The organism is Streptococcus sp. SM5, from assembly GCF_027497975.1.
This window is the reverse complement of sequence record NZ_JAJNSC010000007.1, coordinates 116,654-133,494: the sequence shown is the minus strand read 5'-3', so window position 1 is coordinate 133,494 and position 16,841 is coordinate 116,654. Positions and strand designations below refer to the sequence as shown.

Sequence of the window (16,841 nt, the reverse complement as noted above, 5' to 3'; positions counted from 1 at the left end):
AACTCCTTTATTTATTTAAATAATTCTGCTGAATATAGTATCCGAATCCAATTCCTAATGTCCCACAAATTAAAACAAATAGTGTTTTAAAGAATCCGAAGGACAAGATGAAGCAAGCTAGAAGAATGCCTGCTATACCACATAGAATTGGATATTGGTATTTTTTAAACAATTCCATATTTTACTTCCTTACTTTACACGACTAACAATCTTCTTGGCTGCTTTTTGAGGGTCATATTCTTTTACTGAAACTTCCAGTTTAACCTCTCGATCAATTCCGAAGAACTCTTTTAATCCTTGAATTATTTCATTTTGGACTAGTTCAAATTTGTTAGCAATGTTATCTGAAAGAACAGCTGTACCTTCTACATAAACAAAACATTTCTTCTTTCTCGTATGTACTTGAATTTTGGGATCTTTGATCATGCGATGTTCATTCAGTAAGCATCGAACAAAACCTTCGATAGCTGAATTTTTTAATTTCAATTTATCGTCTTTAGTTCCAAGTTTTATTTCCAGATATTGTCTAGGATAAAACAGGATTACTAACATCCATAATAAAACTAAGATAGACAGGCCTAGAAGCCCCCAAAAGATATATCTAGCAAGATAATATTCAAATGATGTCTGTCGCCAGCTAGTCAATTGAATCCCTAAATCACTAACCTGGTGGTAATCTATCAAAATAGGAAGGAAAATTGTCAATATTAGAATACAGAAAATAAGTAATACTATTTTCTTTGATTTTGACATATAAAATCCTTTCAATTAAAGCACTAAACTATAGGTTTACCCGTCAATACTAAATTTAAATCTATAGTTTATGATTAAGTAAAAAGTTAACCTTTTTTACCCAAAAGGAATGATACTACAGCGACAACAATCACCGCACCAGCAATCGATGGAATAAGTGACATTCCCGCTAGAGAAGGTCCCCATGTTCCAAAAAGCGATTGGCCGACGGATGACCCAATTAAACCAGCAAAAATATTTGCGATAATTCCCATTGAACCACCTTTTTTGGTAATTGCTCCTGCAGCGAGACCGATAAAGCCTCCAACAATAATGGACCACAACATAATGAGCCTCCTTTCTTCTTTTAATCAAAAAATTGTCTTTTGATTACATTCAGTATATCATGATATGAGAGCGCACACAAATTGTATGCTCACGAATATATGCTTTAATTATTGGTACATCAATGTTTTTAGAATGCTACATAATAAAAGGTAGAGTGAATGGTAGAGTAGTAAAAATAGTTGTTATCCTAGTTGATTAAAAAAATCTCTGATTTCCTCATCTTTTATAAAATAATATATAATTTTCCCCTCTCTTCTAGTGTCCAAGATGTTTTGATTGGCTAGTTTACGAAGATGGTGGGAGGCAGATGCCATACTGAGATTTAGTAAACAGGCTATATCACAGACACAGAGTTCTTCAACAGCAAGGAGATAAAAGATGATATTTATCTGTTTATTATCGGTAAACTTTGATAAAATACGAAGTGATTTTTGGACTTTTTCCTTTTCAAGGTAGTTCGTTGCGGTTGTAACATTTTGTTGATTTATAATATTCACTTGGCATATACTATCTTTTTTCATAATTTTTTCTCCTAGCCGAACACAGTCCTTAGTATGTTAAAGCTGTTGTTTTCAATCAGGATATACATCCCCAATCCTAAATAAACAACGGCAATAAACCATCTGCTATATTTTTCCAAAGTTTCTCCAACAGAAGGGACTTGTGCCAATTTTTGTGCAGAAAAAACCAAGAGATAAATCATGACTAGAAAAGTAAGTAAAGCCACTATCAAATTCGCTAAATTTAAGGTAATAAAATATGGGACAAAAACACCAATATTGTCAGCACCACAACTTGCAAAAGTAATCATAGCGACTAGAAAAATCAGGTTTTTATCATCTTTGCGCAAACCATCTTTTGCAATAGTTTCTCCATCAGAATCTCCTAAAAGCAAAACTTTGAGTCCTAGGAAAATTGGAATCAAACCGAGCAAACCTAAAATCTCTTTACTAGGAATATAATTTAAGACAAATGCAAAAAGTAAACTTAGCAATATTAGACTAACAGAGCCTAGAAATTGTCCTAAATAGATGTTAATGATGTCTTTTCTGCTTTTTCTTTTGGCAAAAAATAACATTAGGATAATAAGTAAGTCTACGGCTGTCCCAGAATACAGGATTATTGAAGTAACAATATTTTGAACCATAAAACACCTCATTCAAATATATTTTTGAATGTATTTTAACATTAAACTTTGTAGATGTCAACTTCAGCTCCATCAAAATATAGATAAGAAGGTAGTGTACCAAACATTAAAAAGCCCTGCCATCGAAATGATAGCAGGGCTTAACTTCAATATCCAGATGATATATTTATCTAAAAAAGGTAGAGAAAAAGGTAGAGTTTGGACTGAAATATAGTGAAATGTATTGAAATTGAAAAAAGAAAAAACGCTTGAAATCAGCGTTTTTCTTATGTATTGTTTCGTATTGAATGCTTACTTCACTTCTGTAAACACAACGTGTTTGCGAAGTTTTGGTGAGTATTTCTTCAATTGAAGACGGTCTGGAGTGTTACGTTTGTTTTTAGAAGTAAGGTACAAGCGTTCACCAGATTCTTTGTGTTCAAGTGTAATATTTACGCGCATGGTATCTCCCTTCTATTATTCAGCTGATGCAGCTTTAGCGATCTTACGTCCTTTGTAGTATCCTTTAAGTGATACACGGTGAGAACGTGAGTAATCTCCAGTAGTTTCGTCAAAGTTTACAGATGGAGCTGTTACTTTGTAGTGTGTACGACGTTTGTTTTTCTTCGCTTTTGAAGTGCGACGTGCAGGTACTGCCATTTTGATTTCTCCTTTTAAGATATAATTCAGTTAGGTTTGATTTTCATCAACTTTAATAGTATATCAAAACTTTTTTGTAAAGTAAAGTTACTTGACAAAAAAAGTTGTATTTTTTTATCGTACACTGTTGAATTGTCTGAAAATTTAAAAATTTTCTTCTGTTATTCATATGAAAATTGTGCTATAATGGAACAAACTGAAACGGGAGGGACTTGAATGACAGAATTAGATAAACGTCACCGCAGCAGCATCTATGACAGCATGGTAAAATCACCTAACCGTGCCATGCTTCGTGCGACTGGTATGACAGATAAGGACTTTGAAACACCGATTGTGGGAGTGATTTCGACTTGGGCAGAAAACACACCGTGTAATATTCACTTACATGACTTTGGGAAATTGGCTAAAGAAGGTGTCAAATCTGCTGGTGCTTGGCCTGTGCAGTTTGGAACCATTACCGTAGCCGACGGGATTGCCATGGGAACGCCGGGTATGCGCTTCTCCCTAACGTCACGTGATATCATCGCAGACTCAATCGAAGCTGCTATGGGTGGTCATAACGTAGATGCCTTTGTAGCTATCGGGGGTTGTGACAAGAACATGCCTGGTTCCATGATTGCCATTGCCAATATGAATATCCCAGCCATTTTCGCTTACGGTGGTACTATCGCCCCTGGAAAACTGGATGGCAAAGACATCGACTTGGTTTCTGTGTTTGAAGGGATCGGTAAGTGGAACCACGGTGATATGACGGCTGAAGACGTCAAACGTCTTGAATGTAACGCCTGCCCTGGACCTGGTGGTTGTGGTGGTATGTATACTGCCAACACCATGGCGACTGCTATCGAAGTTCTAGGTATGAGTTTGCCTGGCTCTTCTTCTCACCCAGCTGAATCTGCTGATAAGAAAGAAGACATCGAAGCAGCTGGACGTGCTGTAGTCAAAATGCTTGAACTTGGTATCAAACCATCAGATATCTTGACTCGCGAAGCCTTTGAAGATGCAATCACTGTTACTATGGCTCTGGGTGGTTCTACAAATGCCACTCTTCACTTGCTTGCTATTGCCCACGCAGCTAATGTTGACTTGTCACTCGAGGACTTTAATACGATCCAAGAACGTGTGCCTCACTTGGCCGATTTGAAACCTTCTGGTCAGTATGTCTTCCAAGACCTTTACGAAGTTGGTGGTGTGCCTGCGGTTATGAAGTACTTGTTGGCGAATGGATTCCTTCATGGAGACCGCATCACATGTACTGGTAAAACTGTCGCTGAAAACTTAGCTGACTTTGCAGATCTTACTCCAGGTCAAAAAGTCATCATGCCACTTGAAAATCCTAAACGTGCGGACGGTCCGCTTATCATCTTGAACGGTAATCTTGCTCCTGACGGTGCAGTTGCCAAGGTGTCAGGTGTTAAGGTTCGTCGTCACGTTGGTCCAGCTAAGGTCTTCGACTCTGAAGAAGATGCTATCCAAGCAGTCTTGACAGATGAAATCGTTGATGGCGATGTAGTCGTGGTTCGGTTCGTTGGACCTAAGGGTGGTCCTGGTATGCCTGAAATGCTATCACTTTCATCAATGATCGTTGGTAAAGGTCAAGGAGACAAGGTTGCCCTCTTGACAGACGGACGCTTCTCTGGTGGAACTTATGGTCTGGTTGTCGGACATATCGCTCCTGAAGCTCAGGATGGAGGACCAATTGCCTACCTTCGTACAGGAGATATCGTTACGGTTGACCAAGATACTAAAGAAATTTCCATGGCAGTATCCGATGAAGAGCTTGAAAAACGCAAGGCAGAAACAACCTTGCCACCACTTTATAGCCGTGGTGTCCTCGGTAAATATGCCCATACCGTATCTTCTGCATCACGTGGTGCCGTTACAGACTTTTGGAATATGGAACAATCTGGTAAAAAATAAGCTCTCATATTATTCTATAAAGAATTTCCTTATTACAGTCTAATATAATAGGCACACAAAAAGGATGAAGTTCTTATGAACTTCATCCTTTTTTAGTGGAATAGGCAACAAAGCATGTTATCTACTCCACTTTTTGCTTTTTCCACAAGTAAATGAGCACGATAAGAGAAGTTATTGAAAGCACTATTCCAGTGTTTAACCCTGGTGGGCTATAACTCCATACAATCTCGTGTTCTCCTTCAGTTAGTGAAACACCCATAAAGAAACCAAGAGATTTTTGAACTTCTTGATTTTGACCATCTACTGTTACACTCCAACCTGAGTGGTATGGAATAGTAAAGGTCGCAAAGGATTCTTCACTATTTGTAACATTGACGTGAGCTTTCACCGTTGAATTTGAATAAGAATCAATGGTGATATCATTTGCTTTTTTAAACTGAGTCAATGCATTGGTTAGGGTCGGTATATCGATTGAATAGAATTTAAAACCTCGAAGATCCCATTCTTTTGCTTTTCCTTCATCAATTGTAAATGTGAGCGTTTTGTTTAAGTTGCCATTTCCAGCCACCCATAGTTGATTTTCTCGGAATCGATTTTCATAAGGATAACTTAATCCATCTACCAACACTTTTGACTGAATGACTGAACCGGCTTGTCTTTCTGGAATTTCAACAAAGTACAACTTATTGGGTTCAAGAGATAATTGCCATTCAATTTTTACCGGAGTACCCTCTTGCGTAATTGTATATTTGTCTCCATTCTTCGTTAAATTTTCAACATGGGCTTCTGATACACTTACTTCTTTAAGACCTTCTTTCTCAGAAATCCCCACAACTTGTAACAACTGATTTAAATTATTAACAGGTTTGTTCTTTTCAAAACTTACATTTGTTGCAAGATCCTTATTTGTCAGATAACCCAAGGAAAGAGCATATGGATTTTGATACACAAAATAGTGCTTGAGCGTCCCTTCTTTAGTATATAAATCACGAACATCCGCAAAGATCCTTTTCTCATCTCCATCCATCATAAAACGAGAAAAACCAAACATAGAATCTAAAATGATATTTCGCCCTGTATAGTTTACAATTGATTGAGAGGCAGGAAGTCCTAAGTGACTAAATTCTTCAATCAATGTATGCTCTAAACTCGATGTAAAGTGAGAGGCTCCATTATAATTATGAGCAATCGGGAAATTGGCATGCGACAAACCCTTATGCATCTCCATACGTGTAAATTGATCTGATTTACTGTAACCTTCTTCATCAAAAGCAATTGCATACTCCATTTGAATCTTCAAACTAGAATTAAAAAAGAAATATGGTACTCTCTTCAGTCCAATAAACGCACCCAATAGTAATTCTACAATAACAACTCCTGTAACTACTTGTAGTCTTCGAGAAAAATCCACCTTTGTAAGAAAAAATGCACATAAAACGATACTATAAATAATGAATGCAAGAATTTTCTGTGATGTTTCTACATAAGAAAGTGTAGCAAGTATTGAGAACAATAAAATTGACCCAAAACCTAGAAGAGCTACCAAGAACTCATTAAAGCGGAAGCTATTTTTCCACTTCATCAAACTTTCGGAAGCCAAAACCAACATAAAGGCATTTGCAACCCAAGAATTTCTAAAATAGAAACCGACCGGACGTTGCCCCATATGCCAAATCTGATCAAAGCCTTGAATATTGAAGGAAAGTAGTAAGATTAACAAAACAAATGTTGCAGATAATTTACTACGAAGAGAAATTTCTTTTTTTACATAGAAAACAAACAGTCCAAAGAGGCCTAAACTACCAATGAAAAGGTGAGGTAAGGCTTTTGAGTCGCCCCACTCTTTATGACTAAAAGAACCTAAAATGAATTTTTGAGGAAAAGTTATAAGATCATTTACGATTTTAGAAGACCATTCAAATGTACTTCCTGCACTTGCCTTACTCTCTACCAAGGCACCAAAGACTGGTAGCAGCCAGAACATTGCTAGTCCTATTCCAATCATTGCAAACAAAGCAACCCTTCCGATTAACAATAGGTAGTCTTTCAAGGAAGCTTTCTTTGAAAAAACAACATAGAATGTATAGAGGACCACAAAAAGGCACATCATATAGCCTGTGTAGAAATTCGTAATCAAGCTGACGGCAAGGAAAATAGGTAATTTAAACGATCGTTTTCCTTCTACAATTTCTTCAATACCAAGAAGAATGAAAGGGACATAAACTAGATTATCTAAAAAGTTAGGATTGAAATGCTGAGAAACAATAAATCCACTAAGTGCATACGATGTTGATAAGCCTAATGAAAGCCAATAATTTTTGCTAATACCCTGATATTTCTTCTCAAGAAAATATCCAAACGCCACTCCCATTACTCCAAAACGAATAAGTGGAATCACATAAGTCAAAATATGAAAGGTCGAAATTGGGAAAATTACGTATAAAAATGTGAATGGACTCAAACTATTAAAGCCCCATACACTCGGCATTGCTCCTCCTAGGGATTTAGAGAAGGACCAAAACAGACCGCTAAAATCGCCGTTCCAAAATAGTTTATGTAATCCGATATAGAGTGGGAAATACTGCAAAAAGAAATCTCCATTCTGAACCGACTTTTCTGAAAAGGGAGTCAACCCTAAACAAAGGAAGACTCCTAACATACCCATAAATGGAACACAGAATAGCGAACTAAATTTTAAATTCATTTTTGAAATTTTCATTATAGTCTACTCCTACTAAATTAAATCCATTTTTTATAAATTGCAAATCCATAAAGAGAGGTTGATAAGATTGAAATTACAAAACCTGCAACAAACCCGTTTGGCAAATAACTGATTTCGATTGTATGTTCACCTGGCGTAATTTTATATGCCAACAGGCTATCCCAAACTTTAGCAGTTTCAACTACTTTTCCATCTACTTTAACAGTCCAACCTTTTTCATATGGAATACTGGTCATCATCCAAGTACTATCATCAGTTATATTAACTGTTCCTTTAAAACTACGATTATTCCAATGCGTTAATTTTATTCCTTGCAGCTGACGTTCTTGAATGATACGATTTGCTAATGCACTATTAGAACGAGCCAAGCGCAATCCAGATAAATTATACTCATTATCCGAATCAATTTCAATCGTTAAATCTACAGGTTGGCCAGCAGAATTATGCGCAATCTGGATGAACTGTGTTTGTTGGAATTTATCTTGGAATTCATAATTTTTGCCATTTAACATGACACGAACTTTATTTTTATCTGTATGAGATAATTTTTGCGGAATTGCTACCCAATAATCCTCAGCAGATTGAGGAACTAAATGATAGGTAATCGTTCCTGGTTTTGAAGAATCAATACGCCTATAGGTTTCCGGTTTAGATGGATCTACAACTTCCATATTATCCAATTTCAATTCATTTGCTGCTAATATATCTAAATAATAATCGCTCGTTGCTCCCATTGCTTGTACTATCTTATTTTGATTTTGAATCGGTTGATGGTTCTCTAATTTTAGATTCACCGTTTCATCATTAACACCGTAAGCAATTGGCAAAATCAAACCTGTCTCAAATGTCTTTGTTCTAGCAGCTTCATAAACAGGTTCTTTTGTCGTAATATCTTTACGCGTTACCATGTTTCCGAATACATACAGTTTGGACGTATCAGGATAGTCCTCTTTAGTCACCGGTTTTGGAGTCACTAGGTATTTTACTGAGAAGAGAGCATCTTGGAACGGAGTTCCTTGATAGTAGGTCGTTGCGTTAATTCCGTTATTTCCTAAACGGTCAAATAAGTCACGTGTACTATTTTCCAAGTTGGAACTGAAGACCGATAGCCCTGGATAGTCCACCATAAATGGATCATTCTTACTTAGATTAAATGATTTATTAATTCTGTAAAAATCACTGTGGTCAGGTCTAATTGGATTAATCGCTTCCTTTAATTGTAAAACTGCATCGTGATACTTATAGGCATCTGTATACCCAACTCTTGATTGAACAAGCGCTGCATTAGCTGTTAACTCAACCACAGTCAAAGCAGCAATAATCATACAAGAGTGTTTCACTTTAGGATAGAATAAGGCTGCAAGCAAAGCCACAAAAATAAAAATAGTAGCAAGACGTTGCCAAACTGTTAAGAAAGAATGTTGTTGTAACTGTACAATAGAAAAGATAACTGTACCGCTAATCAGTAGGAAGCTAGCTTCTCTTTTAGTAAATTTCTCCACTTCTCGTAGACTTAGATAAGCCAAATAAACTAAAAAGAAAGCAATAATCCATGAGAAGCGATAGAAAAATCCAGCAGGATTTTGTCCCATATGCCACAACTTACTTGTGAATTCATGGGCACAAGAAATCAAAAACACTACGAGAACAAAGCTCGCTGCAATTTTACTCCATTTGGAAATCTTACTAGAAATAAAGTAATAAAGTGTTCCTAGTATACCAAAGCTAGCCACATATATATTCGGCAAGTTAGGACCAGCTGGCCAAGAAGTATTATCAAAAGCTCCTAAGAAGAGTTTTGCTAAAATTTCAAACGGGTTAATCTGTAACTTCCATTCAAATTTAAGCGAGCTCTGTAAACCACCCTTTGTTGACACTAAACTAATAAGAATTGGGAGCAAAACAGCTGATACTATACCAACAGCTAGTATAGATGCGGCAGCTAATTTACCCAGTCTTGTTAGAATAACTTTTTTATTTCGTAAGTTCTCTGAACGAATAATGTAGAACAAAGCATAAATGACCACAAAAATGCAGGTCATATAACCCATGTAAAATTGTACAAAGAGAGATAAGGCAAGCATGCCAATGTAGCCTTTTGGAGACTTGTTATCCAATACTTGTTCAACCCCAATTAAAACCAACGGAAGCATAACCATTCCATCATAGAAAATTGGGTTCATTTGATAGCTAACATTAAATCCATTTAATGCATAAATGGTAGCGACGATTGGAACCAAGTAGGCTTTGTTCTTTAATCCATCATAACGTTTTACCAAGAAATGTGCCATGGTTAATCCCATCGCTCCATAACGTAAGGCAATAACGATAGGCACCACCCATTGGAAATTTTCCTCAGAAAATAGTAGAAACAGGAAGTTAAACGGACTCAACAAGTTGAAGCCCCAAATCCCTAACATCCCACCTCCAATGGATTTAGAGAAAGAGTAGAAAAAACTACTCCAATCGCCATTTAAAAATAAATGTTTGAAATAAGCATATAAGCCAATATACTGAGCATTAAAGTCAACTGCCATGAGTGACTTTGTCCCGAAAGGAAAGAAGCCATCAATAGCCCAAACCACAAACATGATGGCCATAGGCGCAATAAAACTTGCTAGATAGACTTTTTTCTTAGTTGTCATTTTGCTCTCCTTTCACGGTAATGTTCGTTTGGTCGACAAGATAATGTGGACGTTTCTTCACTTCATAATAAATCTTACCGATGTATTCTCCGAGTACCCCAATAGAAATCAATTGAATTCCACCGAAGAGAACTACTGAGAAGATTGTAGTAAAGTATCCACTCACGAGTGAATCTGGTACTACGAGGTATTGGATAAAGGTCCAAAGAACATAAACCAATGAAATTACTAGGCAGAATAAACCAAAATTAATACACATACGAAGAGGTTTATCGTTGAATGATAAAATCCCTTGAATCGCATAGTTCAACGAGAACTTCAATGAGTATTTGGTTTCACCGACTGTACGTACTTGGTTTTCATATTCGATAACTTTTTCGTTAAAACCAATCCAAGCAAAAATCCCTTTAGAAAAACGATTGTATTCTTGCATAGAAATAATGGCGTTTACAACTTTACGGCTAAACAATCGGAATTCAGAGACTCCGTCCATTAGCTCGATATCCATCATTTTATTAGCAAGTTTATAAAAATGTTTGGCTAAAAAAGTACGGTGAGGTTTTTCGCCTGTACGTGTACGACGAGCACTTACGACATCGTATCCTTGCTCATAAGCTTCAATCATTTGTGGAAGCATTGCTGGTGGATGTTGCAAATCTCCATCCATTAGAATCACTGCTTCTCCTGTTGCGTATTCTAGTCCTGCAATAGTTCCAGCTTCTTTCCCAAAATTTCGACTGAAGCTGATATATTTAACACGTGAATCGCCAGCTGCGATGGCTAACATACGTTCAAAAGTGCGATCCTTACTACCGTCATTAATAAAAATAATTTCAAATTCCGCCTTTGTGATTTGATTGATTTCTTTAACCAATTCATCATACATTTTCTGAATCATATTTTCTTCGTTATAAAACGGAATTACCACAGATAATTTCATATCTATTCTACCTTATCCTTTTTATTATATTCACTCCTACTATAATAACATTTTTTTGAAGGAAGTGGCTAGTCTTAACAAAAATTTTTGTTTATTGTATAAAATTAAATAAACAAAAAAAGGAAAATACAAATCGGGTCTTTAATCCCGATTCATAATTCATCCCATATCTCTCTATTATTTAACGCGGGGGTAGCCCTAAGGCAATACGTCCATAGCGGCTAATACGTGTGATTTTCCATGCAGGAGACCAGGTTACCTCAACCTTGACATCATTAATTCCATCAACCTCCTTTAAGCCTGCAACAATCTCGATTGGTAAACTTTCTGCACAGTCACAAGCGGTATCTGTAAATGTCATGACTATTGTACAAAGTCCGTTTTCGTCCAAGTCAATCTCGTAAATCAATCCAAGATTGTATACATCTAGCTCTACATCAGTATCATATACTTTTTCTAGTTTTTCAATAATCTGATTTTCCAAGGCTAGAGCACGGTCATTGATCTTGATATCGTCTCTCATAGCAGTTCCTCCACCTGATAAATATTCTCTATTTTCTCATAATTCCAAAAAGTTGGCAAGTTTTTTCACAAATGCTATATTAGTTTATTGTCTCCTTCATTGACTCTAAAAAAGCAGAGATGATTATCTCTGCTTACAAGTAATTATTTTGATTTGACCGGCTTATCTTCAAGAGCTTTGATAGCAGAAACAATTGTTTCTGCATATAGCTTGGCACCTTCTTCTAATTTAGTATTGTCTTTACCAAAATGAACCTGGTCAGTACCTTTCCAAATGTCTGGATTGTCTTTAGACACTTGGTTCCAGTCGGCAATCTCAACATATGGGTATTGTTGAGCCACTTCACGAGCATAGCTTGCATATTTTTCAACATACGGCTGAGTTTCTTGACTTGTATCACCCTCATATGGAGTCACAAGGACAAGCTGATGTCCTTTTGGCAAATTCGAAATCAAGATATCAAGATCTGCTTTATAATCCTCAGGATTATTGACTCCCGTAGCAACTACTACAATTTTAGGCAAAGCTTTATTTTGGCTATTATATAGCATGATAGCACTTGCTTGTTTAGTATTTCGACTAACTTGCGCATCTGTCTGAGCATCAGGTAAAACTTCTTGTAAACCAGGAGTTGCTCTCAAGGTTACAGAGTCCCCAATAATGGATACACCTTCAGCAATATTGTATCGACTTGCTTCTTCTTGATCTGCCATCGTCTTGGTTCGAGCTAGACTTGTTTGAGCTTGTTTAAGCCCATTAACAGTCAAGTCTGTTTCAAAGGCACCAACTTGTGGAGCTAATATCACTACAATCAGCGTGATTAACCCAAGCACTCCAATGCTCCCAGCGAAAATAGGCTTAATATGCGGAATCTCTTTTGCTTTTTCCAAAAGCCAAGTCGACTTTCCTGCAATTAAAGGCTCAATCACGTAGAAAGATAGTGTCGCAAAAAGATACGAGAAGATCGTTGTTAGGATAACTGCTAATAGATTTCCCATTAGCTGAGAGAAAATAATATAGAAGGGCCAATGAAATAGATAGACTGCATAGCTAGTGTCTGCTAAAAAGCTGACGATTTTAGGCTCTTCAATAGACTCTGTTTTCTCATGCAAAAGGCGAGTCGCTACTATCATAACAAGTGTTGCTAGACTTGCTAGCAAGAAACCTAGCAAATAAGTAAATAGGGAAGTAAACTTGACAAAGAACGTTAGTAAGAGCAATACTCCTAGACCTCCCGCAAAAACTAGCAAGGTTTGCTTCAAATCTAAAAGCTTATTTAATCGTTTTAGAATTGGTGTTGTTTGACGAACTCCTACTATAGTTGCCAACACACTACCTAAAAAGAAAGGATAGACATGCGTAAAACTAGAAAAGTAAACTGTAGAGTATGAACTTACGATAAAACTACCAATGAACATGGAAAGAAAACTAATCAGAAAGGCAGCAGATGAGAGGATAAAGACTGTAGCTCGTAACTGGCCGCTGGTCTTATAGCGTTTAGACAGAAACCAAACTGCTAATCCCCACAAAATATAATAGTGAACTTCAACTGCCAAACTCCAGTTGTGAACAAAGAGATGAGGGATAAATTGTGATTCATAGCTTCCACCCGTCAACATTTCATAGAAGTTGGTCATAAAGCCAAGAACTCCTGCAATTTGAGCACCAATTCCAGCTATATAATCTTGTCGAACCATCAAGGTAAAAGGCATGATGACAAGTACCATCATCACAACAGGAGGAAATATTCGATAAAAGCGTCTCCTGAAAAAACCTATGATATCAATTTCCCCTTTTTGGCTAAACTCCTCTAACAATAGTGAGGTGATAAGGAAACCTGAGAAAGTGAAAAAGACATCCACACCAAAGAATCCCCCTGGGAAAATCGTCTGAAAGAAATGGTACAAGAGCACCAAGAGTAGACCTGTAATCCTAATCAAGGAAAACCATTTAATACGCATACGAGTTTATTCTCCATTTATCAGAAGCATAAAAGTCTTCTAATTTTCATTCCATAATACATTTATTTTATCAAAAAAAAGATAAAAATCCTAAGAGAAACCTTAGGATTTTAGCTTTATTATCAATAAATGTTAGAAATTGCGTCCAGATTTATTATAGCCATATTTTTCAACAAAATGTTCACGGAATTCCAAAAGATTATCATCCATAATAGCTTGACGAACCTGTTTCATCAGATTAAGCAAGAAGTATAGATTATGGTAGCTTGTCAAACGGATACCAAAGGTCTCATCTGCCTTAAGCAAGTGGCGAAGATAAGCACGAGTATAGTTCTTACAAGTGTAACAATCACACTCGTGATCAAGTGGTGTGAAATCCTCCGCAAACTGGGCATTCTTGATAACCAAACGACCTTGGCTGGTCATACAAGTACCATTACGTGCAATACGAGTCGGCAAGACACAGTCGAACATATCTACACCACGAATGACCCCATCAATCAAGCTATCCGGCGCTCCCACTCCCATCAAGTAACGAGGCTTATCTTCAGGAAGAAGTTGAGTGGTGAAGTCCAAGACTGCATTCATCTCTTCGTGAGTTTCACCCACTGCTAAGCCACCAATAGAGTAACCAGGAAAATCCATACTTACAAGATCTTGAGCTGATTGACGACGAAGGTCTTCAAAACCTGCTCCCTGTACAATCCCAAATAAACCTTGGTCATGTGGACGACGGTGAGCCTTTAAACCACGCTCTGCCCAACGACTCGTCCGTTCAATGGACTTTTTCACATAGTCATAAGGTTGATAGAACTGCGGACACTCATCGAAAGACATCATAATGTCTGAGCCTAGATTGTTCTGGATAGAAATAGCTTTTTCAGGTGATAGAAACATTTTAGAACCGTTGAGGTGGTTCTTGAAGGTTACCCCTTCTTCTGTAATATTACGGCTGTCTGCTAGGGAATATACTTGGAATCCACCGCTATCCGTTAAAATCGGTTGATCCCAATTCATGAACTTGTGAAGACCACCAGCTCTAGCAATCAGTTCATCCCCAGGGCGAAGCCACAAATGATAAGTGTTAGAAAGGATAATTCCTGAACCCATCTCTTTCAACTCTTCTGGAGACTGAGTTTTGACAGTTGCTTGTGTACCAACTGGCATAAACATGGGCGTTGGGAAAGTTCCATGCGGTGTGATAATTTCTCCCAGACGAGCTCCTGTATGTTTTTCTTTCTTAATTAATCGATATTTGATTGGTGATTCTGACATTTTTTACCTCCGAAACCGGGAAAAACAGTCCCAGTCCTTACTCTGCACCCAAGGGCATACTGTATGATTCTATCAAAAAAAACAGGAACTGTCACGAACTATGGTATAATGAAAGCATGAAATATCCAAAGATTGATTTAAAAGAAGTCCGTCAACAAGCACGACAGTTCCCAGCAGAACATCCTAGACTGATGCTCGTCTATTTATTGCCAAGCATCCTTTTGATTATCTCTAGCTTTATAAGCCCCTTATCATTACTTAATGAAGAAATTCTGGAGCAATCCTTTTTCAGTTTTTTGATAACGGTAATTCAATCCTCCCTCTTTCCTCTAGTCTTTGGCTTTGCAAGCTCCATTATCTTAATTGGTGCTCTTTTTACAACTCTCAGTCTATTCAGAGTTCCTGAGACAGAACTTTCTTTCAAGGATAGTTTAGCATTGTTTGATAACCGTTTCTTTACTCAAACTTTCCTGACTCTTCTACTGAAACGTTTCTACCTCTTTTTATGGAGCCTACCCAATCTACTTGGAGTTTACTATCTTTTTTACAGCAATCTAATGGCTCGAAAATTTGTGGAACTTCATCCTGAATTTCCATCTGTCGATCTTACAAATCCAGATATTGAACAGTTTCTGCTTACTTTTGCACTTTATTTTTTTGGCAGTGTCTTTCTGATACTTATAGGGACCGCTCTTTATCTTCCTCAATACTATGCATACTCCCAAGTAGAACTACTACTTTGCGACACTCTAGCAATAGGAATTGCCAAACCAAGTCGTACACTTGAAACCAGCCGCTTTCTTATGAAAGGCTACAAATTCCAACGATTTGTGCTTGATTTACAGCTCCTACCTTGGTATTTCCTCATCTGGATCAGCTTTGGCATTGCAAGTTTTTCTATATACCCATATATTTATAGCAATCAAATCTTCTTCTATCAAAGGTTACTTGAAATCAAACGCAGAAAAGTTTAATGTGAAATATTAACAACCAGCACCTTCATAGAAAGTGCTGGTTTTTTATCTTAAGAAAAGGATACTTAGTAAGGTTACAATTGCTGGGCCTCCCTGCTTTAGAATAATCTTTTTATCTGCTGTTAAGGCACCATAAGTCGCTGCTCCTATAACAAATAAAACAAAGATTGTTACGATTTCTAAGCTATGCGAGAAATAAATCCCATAGATAAGAAACACCCCAATCAAGGCATTATAGATTCCTTGATTTTTAAACAGTGAGGCTACAGATGGTCGAGTCAACTCTTCCTTATCCATATTAAAAACTCGGCTGGTTGCATCTGATTGGGTTGCGATACTCTCCAAATAAAAAATATAAAAATGTTCCAAGGCAACAATAGTTGCTAGTATAGTAGTAATGAGTGACATTGATTTCTCCTTAAAATTCTATTTTTTCTAGACTTGACACTAGTTTGGTCAGTAGAGTTATCAGCTCTTTCTGCTCACCAGTCGATAAGATGTTTTCCATCTGTCCCTTCACTTTCAAGTGATATTTAGGTGGATTGACCAAGAGTTGATTCTTAGCCTCTTGGGTTAATTCAACTAGGACTTCCCGCTGATTGACTGGATTACGCTTACGGCTGACATAGCCCTCTGACTCTAATACCTTAAAATGTCGGGTCAAAGCTGCTTGGTCAATCTGTAACTTCTCTTGAACGGCAGTTTGGTTACACGGTGACTTTTGCAATAAAAACTGCAGAATTTGATAGCGGGTCAAACTAATTCCCAATTGTTTCTCAAAAAGTTGAGTAATCGTCTGATCTACTAAGTGGAGCTGATAGAGTAATTCATTTATTTCTGTCATTTCTATTCCCTTGTTAATATTTGATTTATCAACTATTGACTTATCAAGTATAATGCAAACAGGTTAAAAACGCAACTATTTTGCTCAATCCGTTAAATTTATCTGCTAGCCACAATCCCAAACAACTATATTTCCAAATTTTATGTCTGGAGTTTATCTTTGCTACCTAAG

At 37.1% G+C, this 16,841-nt stretch carries 18 protein-coding genes; 3 read left to right on the top strand and 15 right to left on the bottom strand.

The annotated features are described in order from the left end of the window. Positions 1 to 7 precede the first annotated feature (7 nt). The 5 genes from PAN07_RS07300 to PAN07_RS07280 all read right to left on the bottom strand — a co-directional run bounded on the left by PAN07_RS07300 (position 8) and on the right by PAN07_RS07280 (position 2,227). Entirely contained in the window at positions 8 to 178 is a 171-nt protein-coding gene (locus PAN07_RS07300) for a DUF2273 domain-containing protein (RefSeq protein WP_269797616.1), read from the bottom strand. A gap of 11 nt (positions 179 to 189) precedes the next feature. Beyond that, entirely contained in the window at positions 190 to 753 is a 564-nt protein-coding gene (gene amaP, locus PAN07_RS07295) for an alkaline shock response membrane anchor protein AmaP (RefSeq protein WP_269797615.1), read from the bottom strand. Between the two features lie 86 nt (positions 754 to 839). Beyond that, the gene (locus PAN07_RS07290) at positions 840 to 1,079 is read right to left on the bottom strand and encodes a GlsB/YeaQ/YmgE family stress response membrane protein (RefSeq protein WP_269797614.1); all 240 of its coding nucleotides are present in this window, start codon (positions 1,077 to 1,079) and stop codon (positions 840 to 842) included. Between the two features lie 183 nt (positions 1,080 to 1,262). After that, a complete protein-coding gene (gene cadX / locus PAN07_RS07285) occupies positions 1,263 to 1,601 on the bottom strand; it encodes a Cd(II)/Zn(II)-sensing metalloregulatory transcriptional regulator CadX (protein WP_000711085.1) in 339 nt (112 codons plus the stop codon). Positions 1,602 to 1,612: 11 nt separating this feature from the next. After that, the gene (locus PAN07_RS07280) at positions 1,613 to 2,227 is read right to left on the bottom strand and encodes a CadD family cadmium resistance transporter (RefSeq protein WP_346658449.1); all 615 of its coding nucleotides are present in this window, start codon (positions 2,225 to 2,227) and stop codon (positions 1,613 to 1,615) included. 28 nt (positions 2,228 to 2,255) lie between these two features. Here PAN07_RS07280 and PAN07_RS07275 point away from each other — a divergent pair, with 28 nt between their 5' ends. Continuing rightward, positions 2,256 to 2,441: a FanG protein gene (locus PAN07_RS07275; RefSeq protein WP_080566886.1), complete on the top strand. Its 186-nt coding sequence runs from the start codon at positions 2,256 to 2,258 to the stop codon at positions 2,439 to 2,441. A 77-nt stretch (positions 2,442 to 2,518) separates the two neighbouring features. Here PAN07_RS07275 and rpmG read toward each other — a convergent pair whose 3' ends face one another. Continuing rightward, a complete protein-coding gene (rpmG, locus tag PAN07_RS07270; protein WP_001265622.1) occupies positions 2,519 to 2,668 on the bottom strand; it encodes a 50S ribosomal protein L33 in 150 nt (49 codons plus the stop codon). A gap of 15 nt (positions 2,669 to 2,683) precedes the next feature. After that, complete coding sequence (rpmF, locus tag PAN07_RS07265; RefSeq protein ID WP_000290417.1) at positions 2,684 to 2,866, bottom strand: 50S ribosomal protein L32; 183 nt, start codon at positions 2,864 to 2,866, stop codon at positions 2,684 to 2,686. Between the two features lie 216 nt (positions 2,867 to 3,082). On the opposite strand from rpmF, the gene ilvD reads away from it, so the two are divergent. Then, a complete protein-coding gene (gene ilvD, locus PAN07_RS07260; RefSeq protein ID WP_269797613.1) occupies positions 3,083 to 4,786 on the top strand; it encodes a dihydroxy-acid dehydratase in 1,704 nt (567 codons plus the stop codon). 121 nt (positions 4,787 to 4,907) lie between these two features. On the opposite strand, the gene PAN07_RS07255 is transcribed toward ilvD, so the two are convergent. From PAN07_RS07255 to tgt, 6 genes are all read right to left on the bottom strand, one after another. After that, positions 4,908 to 7,505, bottom strand: a complete 2,598-nt coding sequence (locus PAN07_RS07255) for a YfhO family protein (protein ID WP_269797612.1) — start codon at positions 7,503 to 7,505, stop codon at positions 4,908 to 4,910. A gap of 20 nt (positions 7,506 to 7,525) precedes the next feature. Next, positions 7,526 to 10,153, bottom strand: a complete 2,628-nt coding sequence (locus tag PAN07_RS07250) for a YfhO family protein (protein ID WP_269797611.1) — start codon at positions 10,151 to 10,153, stop codon at positions 7,526 to 7,528. Continuing rightward, complete coding sequence (locus PAN07_RS07245; RefSeq protein WP_269797610.1) at positions 10,143 to 11,093, bottom strand: glycosyltransferase family 2 protein; 951 nt, start codon at positions 11,091 to 11,093, stop codon at positions 10,143 to 10,145. The genes PAN07_RS07250 and PAN07_RS07245 overlap by 11 nt, the downstream gene beginning before the upstream one ends. Before the next feature lie 181 nt (positions 11,094 to 11,274). Beyond that, entirely contained in the window at positions 11,275 to 11,616 is a 342-nt protein-coding gene (locus PAN07_RS07240) for a metal-sulfur cluster assembly factor (protein WP_269797609.1), read from the bottom strand. A gap of 143 nt (positions 11,617 to 11,759) precedes the next feature. Continuing rightward, positions 11,760 to 13,577 carry an acyltransferase family protein gene (locus tag PAN07_RS07235; RefSeq protein ID WP_269797608.1) on the bottom strand — a complete coding sequence of 606 codons (1,818 nt, stop codon included), beginning with the start codon at positions 13,575 to 13,577 and terminating at the stop codon, positions 11,760 to 11,762. 132 nt (positions 13,578 to 13,709) lie between these two features. Then, complete coding sequence (tgt, locus tag PAN07_RS07230) at positions 13,710 to 14,852, bottom strand: tRNA guanosine(34) transglycosylase Tgt (protein WP_142558792.1); 1,143 nt, start codon at positions 14,850 to 14,852, stop codon at positions 13,710 to 13,712. A 116-nt stretch (positions 14,853 to 14,968) separates the two neighbouring features. Here tgt and PAN07_RS07225 point away from each other — a divergent pair, with 116 nt between their 5' ends. Then, positions 14,969 to 15,826, top strand: a complete 858-nt coding sequence (locus PAN07_RS07225; protein WP_269797607.1) for a DUF975 family protein — start codon at positions 14,969 to 14,971, stop codon at positions 15,824 to 15,826. Positions 15,827 to 15,871: 45 nt separating this feature from the next. Here the strand turns inward: PAN07_RS07225 and PAN07_RS07220 are convergent, their stop codons facing one another. After that, complete coding sequence (locus PAN07_RS07220; RefSeq protein WP_269797606.1) at positions 15,872 to 16,234, bottom strand: DUF1304 domain-containing protein; 363 nt, start codon at positions 16,232 to 16,234, stop codon at positions 15,872 to 15,874. 10 nt (positions 16,235 to 16,244) lie between these two features. Then, the gene (locus PAN07_RS07215; RefSeq protein WP_269797605.1) at positions 16,245 to 16,670 is read right to left on the bottom strand and encodes a MarR family winged helix-turn-helix transcriptional regulator; all 426 of its coding nucleotides are present in this window, start codon (positions 16,668 to 16,670) and stop codon (positions 16,245 to 16,247) included. Between the last annotated feature and the right edge of the window lie 171 nt (positions 16,671 to 16,841).